General features: G+C 65.3%; 21 protein-coding genes. 10 read left to right on the forward strand and 11 right to left on the reverse strand.

Annotation, left to right across the window (positions count from 1 at the left end; all coding sequences use genetic code 11):
* Positions 1-84: 84 nt before the first annotated feature.
* Positions 85-648, reverse strand: coding sequence for an alkyl hydroperoxide reductase subunit C (ahpC, locus tag GGQ64_RS17910; protein ID WP_183806677.1), 564 nt, complete (start codon positions 646-648; stop codon positions 85-87).
* A 321-nt stretch (positions 649-969) separates the two neighbouring features.
* On the opposite strand from ahpC, the gene GGQ64_RS17915 reads away from it, so the two are divergent.
* From GGQ64_RS17915 to GGQ64_RS17930, 4 genes are all read left to right on the forward strand, one after another.
* Entirely contained in the window at positions 970-2,256 is a 1,287-nt protein-coding gene (locus GGQ64_RS17915; protein WP_183806678.1) for an NAD(P)/FAD-dependent oxidoreductase, read from the forward strand.
* 151 nt (positions 2,257-2,407) lie between these two features.
* Positions 2,408-2,950, forward strand: coding sequence for a 2,4'-dihydroxyacetophenone dioxygenase family protein (locus tag GGQ64_RS17920; protein ID WP_183806679.1), 543 nt, complete (start codon positions 2,408-2,410; stop codon positions 2,948-2,950).
* Positions 2,951-3,031: 81 nt separating this feature from the next.
* On the forward strand, positions 3,032-3,757 hold the full coding sequence (locus GGQ64_RS17925) for an SDR family NAD(P)-dependent oxidoreductase (protein WP_183806680.1): 726 nt from the start codon (positions 3,032-3,034) through the stop codon (positions 3,755-3,757).
* Positions 3,758-3,792: 35 nt separating this feature from the next.
* Positions 3,793-4,584: an IclR family transcriptional regulator gene (locus GGQ64_RS17930; protein WP_183806681.1), complete on the forward strand. Its 792-nt coding sequence runs from the start codon at positions 3,793-3,795 to the stop codon at positions 4,582-4,584.
* Positions 4,585-4,598: 14 nt separating this feature from the next.
* Here GGQ64_RS17930 and GGQ64_RS17935 read toward each other — a convergent pair whose 3' ends face one another.
* The 3 genes from GGQ64_RS17935 to GGQ64_RS17945 all read right to left on the reverse strand — a co-directional run bounded on the left by GGQ64_RS17935 (position 4,599) and on the right by GGQ64_RS17945 (position 10,129).
* Positions 4,599-5,687, reverse strand: coding sequence for a lactonase family protein (locus GGQ64_RS17935; protein ID WP_183806682.1), 1,089 nt, complete (start codon positions 5,685-5,687; stop codon positions 4,599-4,601).
* Positions 5,688-5,792: 105 nt separating this feature from the next.
* A complete protein-coding gene (locus tag GGQ64_RS17940; protein WP_183806853.1) occupies positions 5,793-8,906 on the reverse strand; it encodes an efflux RND transporter permease subunit in 3,114 nt (1,037 codons plus the stop codon).
* 23 nt (positions 8,907-8,929) lie between these two features.
* Positions 8,930-10,129, reverse strand: a complete 1,200-nt coding sequence (locus GGQ64_RS17945; RefSeq protein ID WP_183806683.1) for an efflux RND transporter periplasmic adaptor subunit — start codon at positions 10,127-10,129, stop codon at positions 8,930-8,932.
* Between the two features lie 142 nt (positions 10,130-10,271).
* Here GGQ64_RS17945 and GGQ64_RS17950 point away from each other — a divergent pair, with 142 nt between their 5' ends.
* The 4 genes from GGQ64_RS17950 (at position 10,272) to GGQ64_RS17965 (ending at position 12,626) form a co-directional block, all read left to right on the forward strand.
* A complete protein-coding gene (locus GGQ64_RS17950) occupies positions 10,272-10,928 on the forward strand; it encodes a TetR/AcrR family transcriptional regulator (RefSeq protein ID WP_183806684.1) in 657 nt (218 codons plus the stop codon).
* Positions 10,929-11,104: 176 nt separating this feature from the next.
* Positions 11,105-11,671, forward strand: coding sequence for a TetR/AcrR family transcriptional regulator (locus GGQ64_RS17955; RefSeq protein WP_183806685.1), 567 nt, complete (start codon positions 11,105-11,107; stop codon positions 11,669-11,671).
* 53 nt (positions 11,672-11,724) lie between these two features.
* Entirely contained in the window at positions 11,725-11,880 is a 156-nt protein-coding gene (locus tag GGQ64_RS27850) for a zinc-binding dehydrogenase (protein WP_246422746.1), read from the forward strand.
* 11 nt (positions 11,881-11,891) lie between these two features.
* On the forward strand, positions 11,892-12,626 hold the full coding sequence (locus GGQ64_RS17965; protein ID WP_183806686.1) for a 3-oxoacyl-ACP reductase family protein: 735 nt from the start codon (positions 11,892-11,894) through the stop codon (positions 12,624-12,626).
* A gap of 75 nt (positions 12,627-12,701) precedes the next feature.
* On the opposite strand, the gene GGQ64_RS28110 is transcribed toward GGQ64_RS17965, so the two are convergent.
* From GGQ64_RS28110 to GGQ64_RS17985, 5 genes are all read right to left on the reverse strand, one after another.
* Positions 12,702-12,836 carry a hypothetical protein gene (locus GGQ64_RS28110; protein WP_281380557.1) on the reverse strand — a complete coding sequence of 45 codons (135 nt, stop codon included), beginning with the start codon at positions 12,834-12,836 and terminating at the stop codon, positions 12,702-12,704.
* Between the two features lie 21 nt (positions 12,837-12,857).
* Positions 12,858-13,274, reverse strand: coding sequence for an organic hydroperoxide resistance protein (locus GGQ64_RS17970; RefSeq protein WP_183806687.1), 417 nt, complete (start codon positions 13,272-13,274; stop codon positions 12,858-12,860).
* 167 nt (positions 13,275-13,441) lie between these two features.
* Positions 13,442-14,761 carry an ATP-binding protein gene (locus tag GGQ64_RS17975; protein WP_343059511.1) on the reverse strand — a complete coding sequence of 440 codons (1,320 nt, stop codon included), beginning with the start codon at positions 14,759-14,761 and terminating at the stop codon, positions 13,442-13,444.
* Complete coding sequence (locus tag GGQ64_RS17980; RefSeq protein WP_183806688.1) at positions 14,758-15,498, reverse strand: response regulator; 741 nt, start codon at positions 15,496-15,498, stop codon at positions 14,758-14,760. Before GGQ64_RS17980 ends, GGQ64_RS17975 begins: the two co-directional genes overlap by 4 nt.
* 104 nt (positions 15,499-15,602) lie before the next feature.
* Positions 15,603-16,646, reverse strand: coding sequence for an alpha/beta fold hydrolase (locus GGQ64_RS17985; protein WP_183806689.1), 1,044 nt, complete (start codon positions 16,644-16,646; stop codon positions 15,603-15,605).
* 322 nt (positions 16,647-16,968) lie between these two features.
* On the opposite strand from GGQ64_RS17985, the gene GGQ64_RS17990 reads away from it, so the two are divergent.
* Complete coding sequence (locus tag GGQ64_RS17990) at positions 16,969-18,726, forward strand: cytochrome c biogenesis protein DipZ (protein ID WP_183806690.1); 1,758 nt, start codon at positions 16,969-16,971, stop codon at positions 18,724-18,726.
* A gap of 45 nt (positions 18,727-18,771) precedes the next feature.
* Positions 18,772-19,530, forward strand: a complete 759-nt coding sequence (locus tag GGQ64_RS17995) for an alpha/beta hydrolase (protein WP_183806691.1) — start codon at positions 18,772-18,774, stop codon at positions 19,528-19,530.
* Between the two features lie 76 nt (positions 19,531-19,606).
* Here the strand turns inward: GGQ64_RS17995 and GGQ64_RS18000 are convergent, their stop codons facing one another.
* A complete protein-coding gene (locus GGQ64_RS18000) occupies positions 19,607-20,518 on the reverse strand; it encodes an HNH endonuclease (RefSeq protein WP_183806692.1) in 912 nt (303 codons plus the stop codon).
* A 92-nt stretch (positions 20,519-20,610) separates the two neighbouring features.
* The gene (locus GGQ64_RS18005; RefSeq protein ID WP_183806693.1) at positions 20,611-21,537 is read right to left on the reverse strand and encodes an FAD:protein FMN transferase; all 927 of its coding nucleotides are present in this window, start codon (positions 21,535-21,537) and stop codon (positions 20,611-20,613) included.

Here is a 21,537-nt window from a genome sequence, read left to right on the forward strand (position 1 = left end):
AAGCTGCGGCCACGATCTTCCGAGGAAGCGCGGCGGGCGAATGCCGCCCCCTCAGCAATCCGAAGGGGCGGTTCGTGTTCGGTCTCAGATCTTGCCGACGAGGTGCAGCGACGGAGCGAGCGTCTTTTCGCCCTCTTCCCACTTGGCCGGGCAGACTTCGCCCGGATGCGCGCGCACGTACTGTGCCGCCTTGATCTTGCGCAGCAGGTCGGCGGCATTGCGGCCGATACCTTCGGCGGTGATTTCCATCGCCTGGATCACGCCGTCCGGATCGACGATGAAGGTGCCGCGGTCGGCGAGACCTTCGCCTTCGCGCATGACGTCGAAGTTGCGGGTGATCGTGCCGGTCGGATCCCCGATCATCGCATACTGGATCTTGCCGATGGTCTCCGAGCTGTCGTGCCATGCCTTGTGGGTGAAGTGCGTATCGGTGGAGACCGAGAAGACTTCGACACCGAGACGCTGCAATTCGTCGTAGTGGTCGGCGACGTCACCGAGCTCGGTCGGGCAGACGAAGGTGAAATCGGCGGGGTAGAAGAAGAAGACAGCCCACTTGCCCTGAACGTCGGCTTCGGTCACTTCGATGAACTTGCCCTGCTTGAAGGCCTGTGCCTTGAACGGCTTGATGGGGGTGTTGATGAGGGCCATGGGAACTCCTGTCAGAAAATTGCTGCAACGCGATAGGTCAATTTCGCGGCGCAACATAGACAGGTTGCCTCGATAAATGAAATAGATAAAACCTCGATTTTCGATAGGTGCGAACTATCGTCGCGGCACCGCAGCAAAGGACGGAGGACGATGGGAAATGCGTCCTTTGAAAGGGTCCGGGACATGCGCCGGTGCATGCAACTTCGACCGGTTGGCGACGGGCGGCCCGATTGCCTCGGGCTACGATTTGACGATAGGAATGGGAACCACCGGCAATCGCGCGAGCCGCACCCGCCCGGCAGATGCAAGGCTGATTCCACGATGCACCGATCCGAAGACGCAAGCCCGACCACCCTGTACTGGCAGTCTTCAGGACCCTCCGCAGCCTACCCGCCGCTGGATGGCGGCATCGACGTGGAGGCGGCCATCGTTGGCGGCGGCCTGACCGGGCTGTCCGCGGCATTGCATGTGGCGGAAGCAGGCGGAAGCGTCGCTGTGCTCGAGGCAGCCCAGCCCGGCTGGGGTGCTTCCGGGCGCAATGGCGGGCAACTCAATCCGGGTCTGAAATTCGATCCGGATGCGATCGAAGCCATGTTCGGGGCGGAGCGGGGCAGGCAACTGGTCCGCCTCGCCTGGGGCGGTCCCGAATTCACAAGATCACTGATCCGGCGCCTCGGGATCGATTGCGACGTCCGCCAGAACGGGACCCTGAGAGCCGCCCCCCATCGCAAGGCCGCCGACGCGCTGCAGAAGACGGTGGAGCGCTGGCAGCAATACGGCATGCCGGTCGAATGGATGGATGGCGATGCGATCGCTGCGGCGACCGGAACCGGGCGATACCGGGGTGCGATGTTCGATCCCGGCGGGGGTGACCTGAACCCGCTGAAGTTCGTTCGCGGCCTCGCCGCCGCGGCTCAGGAAAAAGGGGCGCGGATCTTCGGCGACAGCAAGGTCCCGTCGCTGCACAGGCAGAACGGCGGCTGGGTCCTGAAGACGGCGCGGGGCACGGTCAAGGCACGCCGCGTCCTTATCGCCACGAACGGCTATTCGGACGATCTCGTGCCGAAGCTGCGCCGCTCGGTCATTCCCGTCTTCAGCGCGATCGTCGCCACCGATCCCCTCCCCGATGCGCTCGCGGCCGCCCTGCTGCCCAGCCGCTCGGTCCTCTACGAATCCGGCAACATCACCGTCTACTACAGGCTGGATGCCGACAACCGGCTCCTCATCGGCGGACGCGGTCCCATGCGCCCGGTCCGCTCGGCCGACGTTCTTCCCAACCTGACGCGCTATGCCGAGGTGCTCTGGCCGGCGTTGGCCGGCACCCGATGGACGCATGCCAGGAACGGCCGGGTCGCGATGACCAAGGATCATCTTCCCCATCTGCACCAGCCGCAGGAGGGCCTGTTCGCCTGCCTCGGATACAACGGACGCGGCGTGGCGTTGAGCACGTCGCTCGGCCCGGCCCTGGCGCAAGTATTGCGCGGCGGTCCAGTCGACGCCTGTCCGCTCCCGGTTACGCCGATCAGGCCCTTTGCATTTCACCCCTTCTGGCCGATCGGGGCGAAAGTTGCGATCTGGCACGGGCGGCTGAAGGACATGCTGCCGTAGCAGGATGACGAGAAACCGTTCGATCACCGGCGGAGCGGTCTTTCCTCCGACCCTCCCCGCAGGCCGGCCGGGCCATTTGACACGCCCGTTTCGTCATGGTTAAGTTCACCTTATGGACACTTGTCCATATTATGGACGATTGGAGGAGACGATGACGAACAGCGACCCCGCCGAGACCGATCCGGAAACCCTGCGCCGGATGCCATATCAGAAGCCGCAGCCGGCGGAGATTCTTCCGGACCTCGTTGTCAACAACGCGATCCCCGACGACGAGCGGATCTGGGTCCCGCAGTCGGATCAGGTCTGGTTCCGACCGCTGTGCCTCAACCGTTCCGCCGGCTACTGGATGAACCTCCTGCGCGTTCGCCGCGCGGGCGTGCTCAGCCGCCACCGGCATCCGGGACCCGTGCACGCCTTCGTGCTGAAGGGAAGCTGGCGCTATCTGGAGCACGACTGGGTCGCCACAGAAGGCTCCTATGCCTTCGAGCCACCGGGAGAGACGCATACGCTGGTCGTCGACGAAGGGGTGGAGGAAATGATCACCTACTTCCAGGTCAACGGCTGCATGTACTACGTGGACCCCTGGGGCAACAACAGCGGCTACGAGGACGTGTTCACCAAGATCGACATGTGCCGCAAGCACTACGAGGCCGTGGGCCTCGGCGCGGACTATGTCGACCGGTTCATCCGTTGACGAGGCAGGCCGGACACCACCCGGCCCATTCTAGCGAAATCAACCTGCAACGCCCCCTTCCCAATTCATCAGGCACGCCCTATGACATTTCAATCTGATCTCTTCACCGGAAAGGTGGCGCTGGTGACCGGCGCCACGACCGGCATCGGTGCGGGCGTCGCAGCCGCGCTCGCAGACCTCGGCGCCGATGTCGTCGCGGCCGGGCTCGGCGCCGACCAGGCCCGGCCGTCACCCGGCGCAAAGGTGGACATGCGCGAGCTCGACGTCTGCGACGAGAACGGCGTGCACGCGCTCGTCGACAGCCTTCCCCGCCTCGACATCGTCGTCAATTGCGCCGGCGTCATCCGAAGGCAGGAGGAGCACAAGCTCGACGTCTTCGAGGCCGTGCTCGCGGTCAACCTGACCGGGACGATGCGGGTCTGCGCGGCCGCGCGCGGCAAGCTGGCCGAAAGTCGCGGTGTCATCGTCAATACCGCTTCCATGCTCTCCTTCTTCGGCGGCGGCCTCGTGCCCGCCTATAGCGCCAGCAAGGGCGGTGTGGCGCAGCTGACGAAATCGCTCGCCATCGCCTATGCCCCCGACGGCATCAGGGTCAACGCCGTCGCCCCCGGCTGGATCGCCACGCCGCTGACCCAGGCCCTGCAGGACGACCCCGCGCGCGCCGCCCCGATCCTCGACCGCACGCCGCTGAAGCGCTGGGGCACGCCGGACGATGTCGCAGGGGCCGTGGCGTTCCTGTGCAGTCCGGCGGCGGCCTTCGTCACCGGCATTGTCATGCCGGTCGACGGGGGCTACCTGGTGGCCTAGACGAACGAAACCAGCCACGGAGACCGGCACTGCCGATGAGCAAGGACCAACACGACCCACCGCTGCGGGAAGAGGTTCCGGGCACTGCGGCTTTTTCCCGGTTCATGCGCGTGCTCCAGGCCGTCAGCGACTGCGACGATCCGCCGACCAAGGCCAGGCTCGCAACGCTGGTCGACCTGCCGCGGCCGACCGTCTACCGGATCGTCGCCGCCCTGAAGGCCGAAGGCATGCTGGCGGAATCCAGCGGATCGGGAACGCTGCTGCCCGGCCCGCGGCTCCTGAGCCTCGCCGCACGCGGCTGGGAACGGTCCGATTTCCGAAGGGCCGCGCGGGCCCCGTTGGCGCGGCTTCGCTATCTGCTCGACGAGACCATCCATCTCGCGATCTCGAGCGGCGACGAGATGGTCTATATCGACAAGCTCGAGAGCAATCGCACGGTGCGCATGATGTCGCGCATCGGCACGCGCGTTCCGCTGCACTCGAGCTCGGTCGGCAAGGCCTGGCTCGCGACGCTGGATCCCGAAGAGTTGCGGGGCATTCTCGACCGGCTGCCGCTTCCTGCCCGCACCCGCCACACGCTGACGGACCGCAAGGCGCTGGAACGTCAGCTCGATGCCACGCGCGAGCGCGGCTTTTCCCTGGATATCCAGGAGAACGAAGAGGACATCTGCTGCTACGGCCGCGCCATCGTCGGACGCGACGGCCGGCCGCTCGGTTGCATCAGCGTCAGCATGCCCCGCTACCGTTTCGAGGAGACGGAGGCCCGGAAGATCACCCAGGCCATGGCGGAGTGCGTCCGTGACATCGCCCGCGCGTTCGACGCCTGACGGTGTCGGGGCAGTCAGGCGAACAGGACACAGACGGGGCTGCCGGTCTCGTACGTTTCCCCTACCGGCGTCAGCGCGCCATCGTCCTGATCGATCGAGAACACCGACAGGCAATGGCCGTCCTGGTTGGCCGCGACCAGATAGTGGCCACTCGGATCGATCGCGAAGTCGCGCGGCGCCGCACCCCGGGTAGAGTACCAGCCGAGCCGCTTCAGCGAGCCTTCCACGGGATCGGCCTCGAAGGCGGCGATTGTGTCGTGACCCCGGTTGGAGGCATAGACAAAGCGGCCGCCGGGGTGGACGCGGATCGCCGCGCAGGCGGAATGGCCTTCGAAGCCGTCCGGCAGGGTGGGAGCCTCGTCGAGCAGCCGGATTTCCGTGTCCGAATAGGCATAACAGCTCACCGAGCAGCCGAGCTCGTGGACGACGAAGACCTTCGTCGCATCGATCGAAAACGCCAGGTGCCGCGGCATGTGGCTGCCCTTCGTCTTCACCACGAGGTCCGGCAGCGGATCGATCAGCGTACGCCCGATCGCATGCCGGGCGATTTCATCGGTTCCCGCGTCGCAGACGAGAACCTTGCTGCCGTCCGGCGTGACCGTCGCCTGGTGGACATGCGGCCCCTCCTGCCGGCTTTCGTTGGGCCCGGTGCCGCGGCGCTGCAGGTTCGTCGCAACGCCGGTCGGCACGCCGGCCGCGTCGAGCGCGCAGGTGAGCAGGTTGCCGCTCACGTAGTTGGAGACAAAGATCCTTCGGCCGTCCCGATCGAGCGAAACATGGCACGGGCAATCGCCTGCAGCGCCCACGCGGGCAAGAACCTCCATGTCACCGGTGCGCGGGTCTAGGCTCAGTGCCACGGCCGACGCCCCGTCCGTCTCCAGCAGTTCCTCCACCGCGTAGAGCATGCGGTGCCCGGCGGCCAGCGCCAGATAGGTCGGATTGCGCAGTTCCGTGAAGCACGATACCGGCGTGATGCGTCCTGTATCGGCTGAAAGACGCAGAACGCTGATCCCCTGCCCGCGCGCCGCCACATGCGGCAGGGAGTGGGTGTAGCTGCCGACAATCAGGGTGAACGCGTCGGGCGGGGTTGTCTGTTCTGCCATCGTCAAAGCTTCCTCCACGCAACGGGCGACGCGGGCGCCCGCGATCGTCCTGCGGCTTGTAGCCGGAACGGCCGGAAGGTGGAAGCCTCCCCCTGCGACACCCGTTCAGCCGGGCAACAGCGCGCGCGAGGCCCTTTTGCCGGTGAGCCGTTGCACGGTCACAAACAGCAGCGGGACGAAGAATATGCCGAGGATGGTTGCGAAGATCATGCCGCCCATCACGCCGATGCCGATCGCGTTCTGGGCCGCCGAACCCGCCCCGGTGGCGCGCGCCAGCGGCAGCACGCCGAGAATGAAGGCGAGCGAGGTCATGACGATGGGCCGTAGCCGGAGGCGAGCCGCCTCCGTCACCGCCTCGACCGCGGTCTTGCCGCGCTCCATCAGGTCTTTCGCGAATTCCACGATGAGAATGGCGTTCTTCGCCGTCAGCCCGATGGTCGTCAGCAATCCCACCTTGAAGTAGACGTCGTTCGACTGGTCGAACGCCGCTGCAAACAGCAAGGCCCCGAAGACGCCGACCGGGACGGCAAGAATGACGGAGAAGGGAATGGACCAGCTCTCGTAGAGGGCGGCAAGGCAAAGGAAGACCACGACGAGCGAGACCGCGTACAGCAGTGCCTCCTGCGAGCCCGCCAACCGTTCCTGGTAGGACAACCCGGACCACGACGACGTATAGCCGCCGTCCAGGCCGGCGACGAGTTGCTCGGCCTCCGTCATCGCATCGCCGGAGCTCGAGCCCGGTGCCGCGGATCCGTTCATGGCGATCGCCGCGGTGCCGTTGAACCGGGCAAGGGAAGGCGAACCCTGCACCCATTCGGTCGTGGCAAAGGCGGTGAAGGGCACCATCTCGCCGTCGCCGTTGCGCACGGACCATCGGTTGATGTCGTCGGGCTGCATGCGGAAAGGCGCGTCCGCCTGCACATACACCGGCTTGATCTCGCCCTTGTAGACGAAGTCATTGACGTTGGATCCGGAGAAGGCGGTGGTGATGAGGCTGTTCAGGTCGCTGAGGCTGATGCCGAGCGCGCTCGCCTTTTCCTGGTCGATGTCGATCTTGAGCTGCGCCTCCAGCGTTCGGGTGTTGCCGCGGATGTCGGAGACGACGGCGTTCGACTGCGCGTTGTCGGCCAGCCGGTTGCTGGCCTCGATCAGCGCGTCCCGCCCCTTGTTGCCGGTGTCCTCCAGGTACATTGAGAAGCCGCTGCTCTGGCCGAGGCCCTGGATCGCCGGCGGCGCCAGGACGAAGACCTCAGCATCGCGGATCTTCCGGAAATGCGCCGAAGCACGCTGCTGAACCGCGGAAGCCGAAAGCCGGGCATCACTGCGCTGGTCGAAATCCTTCAGTCGCACGAACCCCATCGCCGCATTCTCGCCACTGGCGCCGAAGCCGAAGCCGAGCGTCATGAAGACGCTCTGAACGGCATCCTTCTCCTCGTTGAGATAATAGTCGCGCACCATGTCGATCACGGCCTGGGTGCGGGCTGCGTTGGCGCCGGAGGGCAGCGTGATCTGCGTCATCAGCACGCCCTGGTCCTCCTCCGGCAGAAACGAGGTGGGCAGTTTGGTATAGAGCCCGTAGGCGGCGGCCAGGAGAACGGCGAACACGGCGAACATGCGCAGCGGACGCCCGACCAGCCAGCCGACCGCCGCCGCATAGCGGTTGGTGGCACGGTCGAATCCCCTGTCGAACCAGCCGAGCCAGCGGGCGATCGGGCCGCCATGGGTGGGCTTCAGGATCATGGCGCACAGCGCCGGCGTCAGGATGATGGCGACGAGCACCGAAAGCAGCATGGCGCTGGCGATCGTGACCGAGAACTGTCGGTAGATGACGCCGACCGAGCCCGAGAAGAAGGCCATGGGGATGAAGACGGCCGTCAGCACCAGGGCGATGCCGATCAGCGCCCCGGTGATCTCGCCCATCGACCTTTCCGTCGCTTCGCGGGCCGAGACCTTGTCCTCGCGCATGATGCGCTCGACGTTCTCCACTACGACGATCGCATCGTCGACCAAAAGGCCGATCGCGAGCACCATGGCGAACATCGTCAGCATGTTGATCGAGTAGCCGAGCGCTGCCAGCACGCCGAAAGTCCCCAGCAGCACGACCGGAACGGCGATCATCGGGATGATGGTCGCGCGCAGGTTCTGCAGGAACAGCAGGAGCACCACGAAGACGAGCACGATGGCCTCGATCAGCGTGTGCACCACCTTCTCGATCGAGAGCTCGACAAAGGGCGTGGTCTCGTAGGAATAGGCGATCTCGACGCCCTCCGGAAGCGACCCCGCCAGGCTGTCCAGCTCGGCATGGACGAGGTCGGCTGTGGAAATGGCGTTCGCACCGGAGGCCAGCTGGACACCGAAGCCTGCCGCCGGCATGCCGTTGAAGGTCGAGCCCTGGCCATAGGTCTCGAGCCCGATCTCCACGCGTGCGACGTCGGCGAGCCGCACGACCGCGCCGTCGGAAGCCGTCTTGAGGATGATCCGCTCGAACTCGTCGACGGAGGTCATCTGGGTCCGCGCGATGATGCTGGCCTTCAGTTGCTGTCCCTTGACGACCGGTGTCGCTCCGATCGAACCGGCGGCGACCTGGACGTTCTGCGCGCCGATCGCCGCGGTGACGTCGCTTGGCACGATCTGGTACTTCTCCATCAGCGCCGGATCGAGCCAGATGCGCATGGCATAGCCCGAGCCGAACGACTGCACGGAGCCGACGCCGTCCAGCCGTTCGATGCGCTCTTCGATCTGGCTGGCCATGATGTCGGACAGCTGGTCGGAGGTGTAGCGGCCGTCCCGGGAAATGATGTTACCGATCATCAGGATGCCGGAGGGCGAGCGGCTGACGCGAACACCCTGGTCCTGGACGGATTCAGGCAGTTGCGATTCCACTCGCGACAGCTTGTTCTGCACCTCCACCTGCGCGAGTTCCGGATCGGTGCCGTTCGCGAAGGTGAGCGAGATCGACGCTGAGCCGGTGCTGGACGTGGACTCCATGTAGAGGAGGCCATCGAGTCCCGTCATCACGCTCTCGATCTTCTTCGTCACCGAATTCTCCACCGCCTCGGCGGTCGCGCCCTGATAGGTCGCGCTGACCCGCACCGTGACCGGTGCGATGTCCGGATACTGCGAGATGGAGAGGGAATAGATACCCATCACCCCTGCCAGCATCGTCGCGATCGCCAGCACGATGGCGAAGACCGGACGGGCGATGAAGAAGCTGGCGATCGCATTGCGCGGCGCAGTGACGTTCATTGAGCCGTCTCCTTGCCTGCTTCCGCCGCCTTCGGCTCAAGGTCCTGGCGGACCACGCCGTCGTCGTCGATGCTGGCTTCGACCGGCTCGACCTCGCTTCCATCCGAAATCTTCTGGAAGCCGTCGACGATCAGCCTGTCGCCCTCCTTCACGCCGTCGGTGACGACCCAGTCGTTTCCGACGGTGCCGCTGGTGATGATGACGTGCTGCTGCGCACGCCCTTCCGCCGATACGAGATATGCGGTCGCCTTGCCGTCATCGCCGCGCGTCACTGCCCGCTGGGGAACGAGGAACGCGTTCGTCATCGTCCCGAGATCGACGGTCGCGGAGACGAACATGCCCGGTATCAGCATCCGCTCGGCATTGGGGAACGTCGCTCGCACGGTAAACGTACCGGTCGACTGGCCGACGACCATGTCGATCAGCGAAATCTCACCCTGAGTATCGTAGGTCGTACCGTTCTCCAGCGTCAGCGTCACGGGGATCGGCGTCCCCGGCTTCCGGCCCAGCCGCCCCGATCTCACCTCTTCGCGGATCCGCAGGAAGTTGGCGCTGGAATCCACCAGGTCGACATGGATGGGATCGACCTGGCGGATGGTCGCAAGCGCGTCCGTCTGGTTCTCGGTCACCAGCGCCCCGACGCTGACATTGGAGACGCCGATGACACCGCCGATCGGCGCACGGATCGTGGCGTAGTCCAGATTGATGCGTGCGGTCTCCAGATCGGCCTTGGCGGCCTCCTGGTCCGCCTGGGCCTGCAGCAGGGAGGTTTGGGAATCATCGAGCGTCTGAGTGCTGACCGCGCGCGTCTGAAGCAGGGTCCGATTGCGATCGTAGGTGGTCTGCGCCCCCGCCGTTACCGCTTCAGCCTTCTTCAAGACCGCCTGGGCTGCCTCGAAAGACGCCTTGAACTTCGCGTCGTCGATCTCGTAGAGAACGTCGCCCGCCTTGACCTCGCGGCCCTCGGCAAAGGCGATCTTGCGGATGATGCCGTTCACCTGCGGGCGGACTTCGGCGGTGGCGTAAGCCACGACACGCCCGCGCAGACCGATGGTCCGCGGCACGGATTGCGGCTTCAGCGTGACGAAGCCGACCTCTGCCTTCGTGGGGGGCGGCCCTTCGCGGCCTTCCTGGGGGCTGCAGGCCGCCAGGAAGGAAAATACGCCAAGAAAGCCCAGTTTGGTCGCCAGTCTCATGCCGCAGATCGCCTCGTTTCGTATCGGTTCCGCTCGCGCCGACGTCCCCGGTCATGGCAGACGGTCGGCCCGGCGATGTTTACAGTAATGCTGATTACGATTATTGTGAGGCTGATCGGATGTCAATTCGCGGAAGGTGAGAATGAGCGCAGAGCCGGGACAGAAACCCGCACGCGGTCGGCGTGGCCGGCCGAAGGTCGCCTCGGACGCCACCCACAGGGAGGCCGTGACCAGGGCTGCATGGACCTGCTTTCTGGAACGCGGATACGGCCGGACGACGATGGGGGACGTGGCTGCCGTCGCCCACATGTCGCTCAGCACGATCTACCGGTTCTTTCCCAGCAAGACGGGCCTCTTTTCCGCCGTCGTTGCCCTTCATCGGCAAAGCATGCTGGCCCTGCCGGGCGCCTATGACGATCTTCCGCTGGACGTGGCCCTGGGCCGGATCTTCCAGATCGATCTCGATGACGAGGCCAGAAGGCAGCGCGAGGCATTGATGACGATGCTTCTGGTCGAATCGCGCCAGTTTCCGGAACTGGAGACGCTGCTTCACGAACAGGGCCCCCAGCATGCGCAGAGGCTGCTGGCCGAGTGGCTGGAGCACCAGCAAAGGTTGAGCCGCCTCGCCGTGCCCGATGCCGGCACTGCTGCCAGGATGCTAATGGACGTCGTTTTCGGCGCCACGTCGCTGAAGTCCACGGACGCCCCGCAATGGCCGGGCGGTGACGACCGCCCCGCCTATCTCCGGCACTGTTTTTCCATGATCGCCGAGGGGTTGAAGCCGCGCGACACGGCCTGATCTATCCCGGCGGCTGTGCCGACGTCGCCCATCATGTCCTGATCGCCGACGATCAATGGCCCGTCCACCTCCACGCTGACCTCCACGCCGCCGCGCTCGAGGCCGCCATGGGCGGACAGCCGTTGTAGGTCCATCTTTTTCTTGACAGATCGTTCCAGAGTTCCTATGTCACGCTCATGGCAAGGGCAAAGGAATTCGACAAGGAAGCAGCCGTGGACGCCGCGATCGGCGCTTTCCGCGAACACGGCTTCGAAGGCACCTCGACAGGCATGCTTGTCGATGCCATGCGGATTGGCCGGCAAAGTCTCTACGATACCTTCGGGGACAAGTGGCAACTCTACCGCGCTGCGGTCGAGCGCTACGCCGCCGGCGAAACAGAGGCGCATATCGCGGCGCTGCGCAGCGGGGCCAGCGCGCTCGACGGCATCCGCGCCATGCTGGCACGTGTCGTCCAGACTGCGGGGCAGAGCTGCCTCGGCATCGGGTCCATCTGTGAATTCGGCCAGAGCCGCCCGGACCTGTCGGCGCTGCACCAAGCCGCCGACCGTCGGTTGAAGCGGGCCGCCACGGAACGGATCATCGAGGCGCAGGCCGTCGGGGAGATCGACCGGGCCCTGTCTGCCGTGGCGGTGGCGGACTTTCTCTTCGCGAGCGTCGCCGCTATCCGCATTGCTGCCCGCGGCGGCGCCGATCGCGCGCATCTTCAATCGCTCAGCGAGATGACGCTGCGCGCGATGACGTGAACGTTCATTTTTTTTGTCCATTTCTGGACTGAACAGTCAAAAAGGAAACAAACATGAAAGCAGTCGACATGCCGAACCCGAAGATCCTCGGCGTCGAAGGCGCTGACCGGGTGATCACCTTCGCGACCTTTCCGCTCGCCGAAGCCGCGAGTGCCCATGCCGACATGGAAAGCTGCCGCACGACCGGCAAACTCCTGCTCATTCTCTGATGGAGAGAAAGATGGAAAACAGAGATCAATCCCGGACAGCACTGGTTTTCGGTGGTTCGCGCGGCATCGGCGGTGCGATTGCGCAACGCCTTGCGGCAGACGGATTTCAGGTGGCGCTGACCTATGTCTCACGGCCGGAAAGAGCCGCGGAGGTGGTGTCAACAATCGAGGCCATGGGCGGTCGGGCGTTGGCGATCAGGGCCGATAGCGCCGAACCGGAAGAGATCCGTGCGGCCGTGGACCGTACGGTCGCGGAATTCGGTTCCCTGGACGTCGCCGTCGTTAATGCCGGCGTCCTGAAGATGGCGGCGCTCGCCGATTTCACGATCGAGGACCTCGACCTGTCGCTCAACGTGAATGTGCGCGGCGTCTATCTGGCAATCCAGGCGGCCGCCCGACAGATGCGCGATGGCGGCCGGATCATCACGATCGGCAGCAACACCGCATCAAGGACCGGATCCCCCGCCGGCACCGTCTATGCCATGACCAAGGCGGCGGTTGCGGCGATGACCAGGGGCATCGCCCTCGACCTGGCGCCCCGGCGGATCACGGTCAACAACATTCAGCCCGGACCGACGGAAACCGACATGACAGCCGACATGATCACCGCCCTGAAGGACGTCATCCCCTTGAAGCGGGTCGGGCAGCCGAAAGAAATCGCCTCGCTCGCCTCATACCTTGCAAGCGCGGAGGCAGGCTACATGACGGGCGCAAGCCTGACCATGGACGGGGGCTATATTCTCTGAACAGGCTGCCTTTGCCTGGAAAGGCGTGAATGCCAGCAAGAGGGCGACCGCTTCATTCGGTCGCCCTTTTGCCTGTCAGGCCTGCGGTCCAGCCGCGGTTGCGGCCGCGAGCAGACCGGCCAGTGGCGACGGTTCCGGCGAGAAGACGTCATAGGCGCAAGGCGCTGCGAAGACGCCGGCTGCCAGCAAGCAGACGAGGATGCGTTTCATCGAGACCTCCGTCTTATTTACTCAGACGACTGTCAGCACGACGTCGATATTGCCGCGCGTGGCCCTCGAATAGGGGCAGGTCTGGTGGGCCTGATCGACCAGTGCGCGGGCAATTTCCGGGTCGAGACCCGGCAGGCTGACGTTCAGGCGCGCCTGCAGGCCATAGGCGTCCCCGGTCTTGCCGAGGTCCACTTCCGCATCGACGGCGGTCTCGGCGGGCAGGCGGATCTTGCGCTCGGCCGCCGCAATGCCGAGGGCGCCGATGAAGCAGGCGGACCAGCCGGCGGCAAAGAGCTGCTCGGGATTGGTGCCGGGCTTGCCGCTGCCCGGCGGCGAAAGGCGGATATCGAGCTGCGCATCGTCGCTGCGCGCCGCGCCGTCGCGCCCGCCGGTGGTGTGGGTCTTGGCGGTATAGAGGACTTTTTCGAGCTTCGTCATGAGACACTCCTTCGTTCTGCCGCATGCGGCGGCGTTGTTGATGGGCGTGTTCTGACGGATCGACGTATCCGACATGTTTCCGGAAAGGAACGGAAGTGTACCAGAGCGTAGCGGCTGCACGCCAGGCTACCGTTTCATACAAATGTCCGGGCAGGACGGGCCGCTGGTCAGGGCAGCGCTACCTCGGCGGCGAGCCCCCCGCCGGGGCGGTTGTAGAGCCGGACCGTGCCACCGAGCGACGCCGCAAGCTGCTGGGCGATGGCAAGGCCGAGGCCTGCCCCGCCCGTCTCGCGGTTGCGCGATTGCTCAAGACGGAAAAACGGCTGCATGGCCGCCTCGAGCCTCTCCTCCGGTATGCCCGGCCCGTCGTCGAAGACGGTGATGACCGTGCCGCCGTCTCTACCTCGCTCGACGCCGATCTCGGCGCTTCCGGCGAACTTCAAGGCGTTGTCGACGAAATTGGTCAGGACGCGGCGAAGGGCGTGGGGTTTGGTCGCGACCGTGCCGGAGACCGTACCCACGACCGCGACCGCCTTGCCCGTATCCTGGTAATCATAGGCGATGCTGTCGATGAAGGAGGAAAGATCGATGCGCGAGGGCTTCTCGCCATTGCCGTGGGCGCTGCGGGCATAGGCGATGCCGTCCTGCACCAGCCGCTCGATCTCGGCGAGGTCGCGCATGAGCTTTTCCCGCTCGGGCGTGTCGTCGGCCATGTCCGCGCGCAGTCGCATGCGGGTGATCGGCGTCTGGAGGTCGTGTGAGATCGCGGCAAGGATCTGCACGCGCTCCTCCAGATAGTGAGCGATGCGCTCGCGCATGGCATTGAAGGCGGCTGCCGCATGGGCAACTTCGCTCGGGCCCTGTTCGCCGAGCGGCGGTCCCGGCTGGTTGGGATCGAGCGCGTCGGCGGCCGAGGCCAGGGTCTCCAGCGGCCGGACCGCCTGCCGGACGGCATACCATGCACAGAGCATGAGCAGCACCATCTGCACGACGAAGACATAGGGCAGCCAGTCCGCCACCGGCATGACGCCGCGCGGCGTGATGTCGATCGTCAGCGGACTGCCGTCGCTGAGCGTCAGATGCGCCTGCAGGCGGGCGACGTCGCCGGGAATGGCCTCGACGCGCAACGGAAAGCGGTGGCCGACAGCCTCCTCGATGCGGGCTGCGATCTCGGCGCTGCGGCTCGACGTGTCGGGCACACCGGGCAGGCCTTCCCCGAGAACGAAGCGGTAGCTGCCTCGGCTGAGACGATCGACGAGGCCGGCGCGGTCGACCGCCGGCAGGCGGTCGAGAACGGCGATGGAGGTGGCCACGTCGTTTTCCAGGGTGCCCAGCATCATCGCCTTGGCCGAGATGTAGCGCTCCATGGAGAGCACGGCGAAGGAAAGGCCGTAGGCAATGGCGAGGCCGAAGAAGAGAATGAGGAAGATCCGGGCGCGCAACGTGCTCGGCCAGGGCAGCGAACGGGCGATACCTTCCACCGTCACTGCCGCGGCTCCGAGATCTCGACCGGCACGGAGAACACGTAGCCTTCGCTGCGCACCGTCTTGATGTAGGTGGGCTCGCGCGCCTCGTCACCGAGCCGCTGGCGCAGTCGGCTGACCAGAAGATCGATGGAGCGGTCGAAGAGGTCCGCATCGCGACCCTGCGTCAGGTTCAGGAGCTGGTCACGGTTCAGCACCCGTTGCGGATGGTCGATGAAGACGCGCAGCAGGCGGTATTCGGCCCCGCTGAGCGCAATCGCCGTGCCCTCCCGATCGAGCAGGTGCCGGGCGACGGTATCCAGCCGCCAGTCGCCGAAGGTGAGCAACTGGCCTGCCTCGCTGATCTGGAGATTGGGCGGCAGCATGCGCGTGCGCCTCAGCACCGCCTTGATGCGGGCGAGCAGCTCGCGCGCAGCAAAGGGCTTGGCCAGATAGTCGTCCGCCCCCATTTCGAGGCCGATGATGCGGTCCATCTCGTCGCTGCGCGCCGTCAGCATCAGGATCGGCGTCGCCTTGTGCTTTCCCGCCCGCAGCTCCCGGCACAGCACGAGCCCGTCATCGCCGGGCATCATCACGTCCAGCACGATGAGATCGACTGTATTGGCCTCCAGAAAGGCACGCATTTGCCGGCCATCGGCGGCAATGCTCGCCCGCAGCCCGTTTTTCGTCAGGTAGGAGGAAAGCAGTTCGCGGATTTCGCGGTCGTCATCGACGATCAGGATATGGTCGATATGCTCCATGGACGGACTTTCGAAGCCTCCTGTGGCGGCCCATCTGCCACCACACCGTTCTAGACCTTGCGCCGGCTCCCGCGAAGGGGAGAAATGGCGATGAAGCAGTCCGCTCACAAGCGGGCGACGTCGAGCACGGCCTGCGCGAAGGCCTGCGGTGCCTCCTGCGGCAGGTTGTGGCCGATGCCGCCGGAAATGGTGCGGTGCTCGTATTTTCCGGTGAACTTCTTGGCATAGATGGCGGGATCGGGATGCGGCGCGCCGTTGGCATCGCCTTCGAGCGTGATCGTCGGGATGGCGATGGCGGGAGCCTCCGCGAGCCGGCGTTCATAGGCGTCGTATTTCTCCTCTCCCTGCGAAAGCCCAAGGCGCCAGCGATAATTGTCGATGGTGACGGCGACGTGGTCCGGATTGTCGAAGGCCGCAGCCGAGCGCTGGAAGGTCTCATCGTCGAAGTCCCAGGTGGGCGAGGCCGTGCGCCAGATCAGCCGTGCAAAATCGCGCGTGTTGGCCGCGTAGCCGAGGCGACCCCGCTCCGTTGCGAAATAGAACTGATACCACCAGGAGAGCTCTGCTGACGGCGCCAGCGGCCTGGCGTTCGCCGCCTGGCTGCCGATCAGGTAGCCGCTGACCGAAACCAAAGCCTGGCAGCGTTCCGGCCAGAGCGCAGCCATGATGTTGACGGTGCGCGCGCCCCAGTCGCAGCCGGCGACGATCGCCTTTTCGATGCCGAGCGCATCCATCAAGGCGATCATGTCGACGGCAAGCGCCGATTGCTGGCCGTTGCGCGGCGTCTCGTCCGAAAGGAAGCGGGTGGTGCCGTAGCCGCGAAGAAAGGGGACGATCACCCGATAGCCCGCCGCCGCGAGGATCGGCGCGACATCGACGAAACTGTGGATGTCGTAGGGCCACCCGTGCACCAGCAGCACCACCGGTCCGTCCGCCGGACCGGCTTCGGCATAGCCGATATCAAGGACACCGGCCTTCACCTGCTTCAGCGTCGCAAAGGACGTATGCCCCTTCGCCTTGGCCATGGACGGTGATGCTGCCGACGATTGGGCATTGGCGATGGTTGCGGCGCCGAACTCGGCCGCGGCGACCATCATGGCGGCAAAGCCGAAGAACCGGCGGCGCTGGTGATCGATCATGTCTCGCATGGGCTTTCTCCGGGTGAGATTGAACATGACGCCGATATGGCCTGCTGCATGTATCCCCGATGTGTTCGGGACGATCCCCTATTGCATGCGGGTGTAGCATCCGCCCGCCGGGATACATTCCTATACATTTCCCGCCCCGACGCAGGCAATCAGCCGAAGCGATTGTCCCGCTGTGTAGCGAGGCGGGGCCTTCCTACACTTCGGTACAATTTCGCCCCGTCCCTGACACATGCGAGATACGCGCCGCTGGCCAGATCGCTCCCGTTGCTGGCCGCGCCACCTCGCCGGTCAGCGCCGTAACCCCGGTTCAAAGGAAACGATGATGACGCTTCTTGTCATTGCCTATCTCGGAGGCGCGCTGACCATTCTAAGCCCGTGCATCCTCCCCGTCCTGCCCTTCGTCTTCGCCCGTGCCGGCCAGCCTTTCCTGCACAGCACGCTGCCCATGCTGATCGGCATGGCGGCGACGTTCACGCTGGTCGCAACGCTGGCGGCGGTCGGCGGCAGCTGGGCGATCCACGCCAATGAATATGGCCGCCTCGCCGCCATCGCGCTGCTCGCCGTCTTCGGCATCAGCCTCCTTTCCCCCCGCATCGCAAGCATCGCCAGCCGGCCGGTGGTCGATCTCGGCAACCGGCTGTTGAAAGCATCCGATCGTTCGGGCGCCGGGCAGACGGCGGCGGGATCGCTCGTGCTCGGCATCGCCACCGGCCTGCTCTGGGCGCCCTGCGCCGGACCGATCCTGGGGCTGGTGCTGACGGGTGCAGCGCTTCAGGGCGCCAATCTCGAAACCACCGTCCTGCTGCTCGCCTATGCCGCGGGTGCTGTGACCTCGCTTGCCGTGGCTCTCTTCGTCGGTGGCCGGGTCTTTGCCGGCATGAAGCGGTCGCTCGGCGTCAGCGAAAGGCTTCGCCAGGCCTTGGGCGTCGCAGTTCTGGTGGGCGTCGCCACCATCGCACTCGGCCTCGATACCGGGCTGCTGGCCCGGCTTTCCTATGCCGGCACCACCGCCCTGGAACAGACCGTGCTCGACCGCCTTCATCCCAGGTCGAGGGATGAGAGTACCGAGGCGATCGTCGGCGTCGCCGAAAGCACGCAGCCGTTCCGCAGCGACCTGCCGGTCGAAGGCACAGCCCCCGCGCTCGACGGCGCCGTCGAATGGCTGAATTCGCCGCCGCTCGACAGCAAGGCGCTCCGCGGCAAGGTCGTGCTCGTCGATTTCTGGACCTATTCCTGCATCAACTGCATTCGCACAGTGCCCTACGTCCGCGCCTGGGCGGAGAAGTACAAGGACCAGGGCCTGGTCGTCATCGGCGTGCATGCGCCGGAATTCGCCTTCGAGAAGAAGATCGACAACGTCAGAAAGGCGGTCGAGGACTTCGGCATCGTCTATCCGGTCGCGATCGACAACGACTACCGCATCTGGCGCGCATTCGACAACAGCTACTGGCCGGCGCACTACTTGATCGATGCGCAGGGCCGGATCCGCTATCACCATTTCGGCGAGGGCAACTATGCCCGGACCGAAGAAGCGATCCAGGGCCTGCTGCGCGAGGCCGGCAGCAACAAGCAGGCAAGCGCTATGGTCACGCCCGACGCCAGCGGCGCCGAAGCGGGCCCGGACTTGCAGAACGTTCGCTCCGGCGAAACCTATCTCGGCTATCAGCGCGCCACGAACTTCGTTTCCCCCGAAGGCCTCGCTGCCGATGCCCCGCGCGCCTATTCGATCGAAAGGCCGGGCCTCAACGCATGGGGCCTGTCCGGAACTTGGACCGTCGGCCCGGAAAGTGCTAAACTCGACCGGCCGCAAGGCGGCATCTCCTACCGTTTCAGCGCCCGCGACCTGCATCTCGTCCTCGGACCGACTGCCGCGGGAAAGGCGGCACGCTTCCAGGTCACGATCGATGGCAAGGCGCCGGGCGCCGATCACGGTGCCGACATCGACGAAGCCGGCAACGGCACGGTGACCGCGACCCGGCTCTACCAGCTCGTCCGCCAGGCGGGCGAGGTGGAGGAGCGGACGTTCGAAATCCGTTTCCTCGATCCCGGCGTCGAGGCCTACGCCTTCACTTTCGGCTGAACAGCCCTTCCCTTTTCCTTCCCCCATCAATCACAGGAGACAGACATGAACCGCCGTACTCTCTCGACACTCGCCCTCGCCTTCGCAACCAGCGTCATCGCCGTTGCCGCGCATGCGGCCGAGGTGAAGAACATCGTTATCGTCCACGGCGCGCTGGCCGATGGTTCGGGCTGGCGCAAGGCGACGGACATCCTCGAAGATCGCGGCTTCAACGTCACGATCGTCCAGCAGCCGATCACCTCGCTTACCGACGATATCGCGGCAACCAGGCGGGTGCTCGACCTCCAGGACGGGCCGGTCCTGCTCGTCGGCCATAGCTACGGCGGCATCGTCATCACCGAAGCCGGCAACGACGACAGGGTGGCAGGTCTCGTCTACGTCGCGGCCTTCCAGCCGGACAAGGGCGAAAGCCTGCTCTCTCTGGCAAGCTCGAAGCCGGCCAGCGGCATGAATATCCGCGAAACGAAGGACGGCAAGTTCCTCTATATCGACCCCGCGGCCTTCCCCAACGACTTCGGGGCCGACCTGCCGAAGGATGAAGCGGAATTTCTCGCCAAATCCCAGGTGTTCGCCGCCAAGGAGGCTTTCGCGGCGAAGGTCGGCGATCCGGCCTGGAAGACCAGGAAGAGCTGGGCGATCGTCGCCACCGCGGATCGCTCGATCAATCCCGAGCTCGAGCGCGCCATGGCCAGCCGCGCCGGCAGCGACGTCACCGAGATCGAAGCAAGCCACGCCGTCTTCGCCTCGCAACCGGAAAAGGTGGCCGACGTGATCGCAAAGGCCGCGAACGCGCTTTCGGAGTGATGCGGAACAGGGCGGCTCCGACGCGCTCGGGGCCGCCCTTGGTAGCTCCGCGAGCGCTGTTCTGCCTCTCGCACAATCAATGCTTGAAGCAATTTTCGCGATGCCAGCGGAGAAAATGAGGATGCGGCCTTTCGAAAGGCCGCGATGGGACGATGGCCATTCCGGTCTTGTTGATCAACCCCCAGATGCTCTCCGGGTCATTGACCTGCCGTGAGACCAGGATATTCAGCTCGTCCGAAAGGCTGATGAGGCCGCGGTCAAACATCCAGTGAGCCGTGCCCGACAGCGCAATGCCATTGGTGAGAATATCGGGTCCGCTTGCCTCGACAGGCCGAATATGGGCAGCGTCGACTTCCGCGCGCCCGCCGCCATTTATGAGCTTTAACCCGGTGATCGCACACCTCTTGTCGTAGGCCTGCAAGACAAGCCGTCGAAACAACCGGTCACGAACGATCCGCGACGAGAGCTGTGTGACGCGGTCGCGCTCCTGCTCAAATAGGAACGGCGCCTGAGCTCCATTTTCAAACCCAGCAGCAGGGAGTGTAGCTCCCCACTCTTCCGTTCGCGGCAACTCAGGCTCATCCTCATCCAAGCCAATCGACACGATACGATTGAAATCTGCCACGGAAATGGGCCTTACAGCCGCCTGCGCCCTGCCAGAAATCCGCCCCTCATCATTCAAGACGCCGCGCTCTATGACCCCCTCTGGTCCAGTGAAAGGAACGGGATTGATGAAGTCGAGATAGCTGCCTGGATCTATCAGCGCCAGATGCATCCCTGGGGCCTTTGGGTCCGGGATAACCCGATCGACTTTGGCCACAGCAAAATAGCCGCGTGTCGCCGCAACCTTGCGCGGCTCATAGTAAATAATCCAGTCTCCGACACAGGCTTGCACACGGCCGAGATACTGGCTCGGAAATTGATACTGTTCCGCTGGACTGTCGTCGTAGATCGAATCTGACCGATGAATAAAAACCCCGAATCCCATGCCTGATGCTTAGCACAGCAAGCACCGTCCCGGATATGATGGCTGCACCTCACGCGAAGCGGGACGGGGCAGCCGGGACGGTGCGGCTTCAATCATACGCTGGCTTCGAGACGCGCCCCTTCGAAGCGCTCGATCATGGCGACGATCGATCCTGCGTCGGGCATCAGGCAGGCGGCCGTTGCCACTGCGTCGGCTATTGCCGCCGTGGGGGCGGAGACCGAGATTGCGCGCCAGCGAGCGGGTCCCGGCCTCCCGGTGGCGGGGTCGAGAATATGGCCGTCTTGTCCGGCCTGGTCGAAGGTCGTGCCGAGGGGCGCGGAGGTGGCGAGCGCGCGCTGGCGCAGCGCCAGGCGTTCGCCCGTTTCCAGTCGTACTGGCCACCCCTCTCCGGATATGCCGCCGCCCTCCGGTCTGCCGCCGAGTGCGCGGAACTCTCCGGTATCGATCAGGATGTCGGTCAACCCTTCGGCTTCCAAAAGCGTGGCGACCCGGTCGGCGACATAGCCTTGACCGATGCCGTTCAGCGTCAGGGCCATGCCGGGCTGAAGGGCGATCACCGCGGCATCGAGTTCCACCTTGTACCAGCCGGTCCTGCGCCGTACCTCTTCGATCGCCTCCGCATCGGGCCGCCCCCCGTTTGCAGCGGATTGCGCCCAGAGCGCCCAGAGCGACTGCACGGTCGGATCGAACCGTCCGCCGCTAGCCCGATGCACGGCGCCCGCCAGCGACAGGCACTCCAACAGCTCGAAGGGCGGGGCTGTGAGATGCCCATCACGGTTCAGCCGCGAGAGCGCGCTGTCCGGGCGGTAGAGGCTGAGGATATCCTCCAGCCGGCCGATTTCGGCCATGACCCGCGCGGCGATGGCCTCGCCATCGGGATGGTCGAGGCGGATCGAGGCGCGCGCACCGAGCGCCTGCCCGGTCCAGAGGCGGGCAGTTCCAGTATCGGCACGGGCGGCGGCGGGCAGTGCGGCCAGAACCGCGGAAATCGCGATCAGGCGGCGGCGGGTGATCGTCAT

The sequence above is a fragment of the Mycoplana azooxidifex genome (assembly GCF_014196765.1).
In the GTDB taxonomy this organism is placed as follows: domain Bacteria; phylum Pseudomonadota; class Alphaproteobacteria; order Rhizobiales; family Rhizobiaceae; genus Mycoplana; species Mycoplana azooxidifex.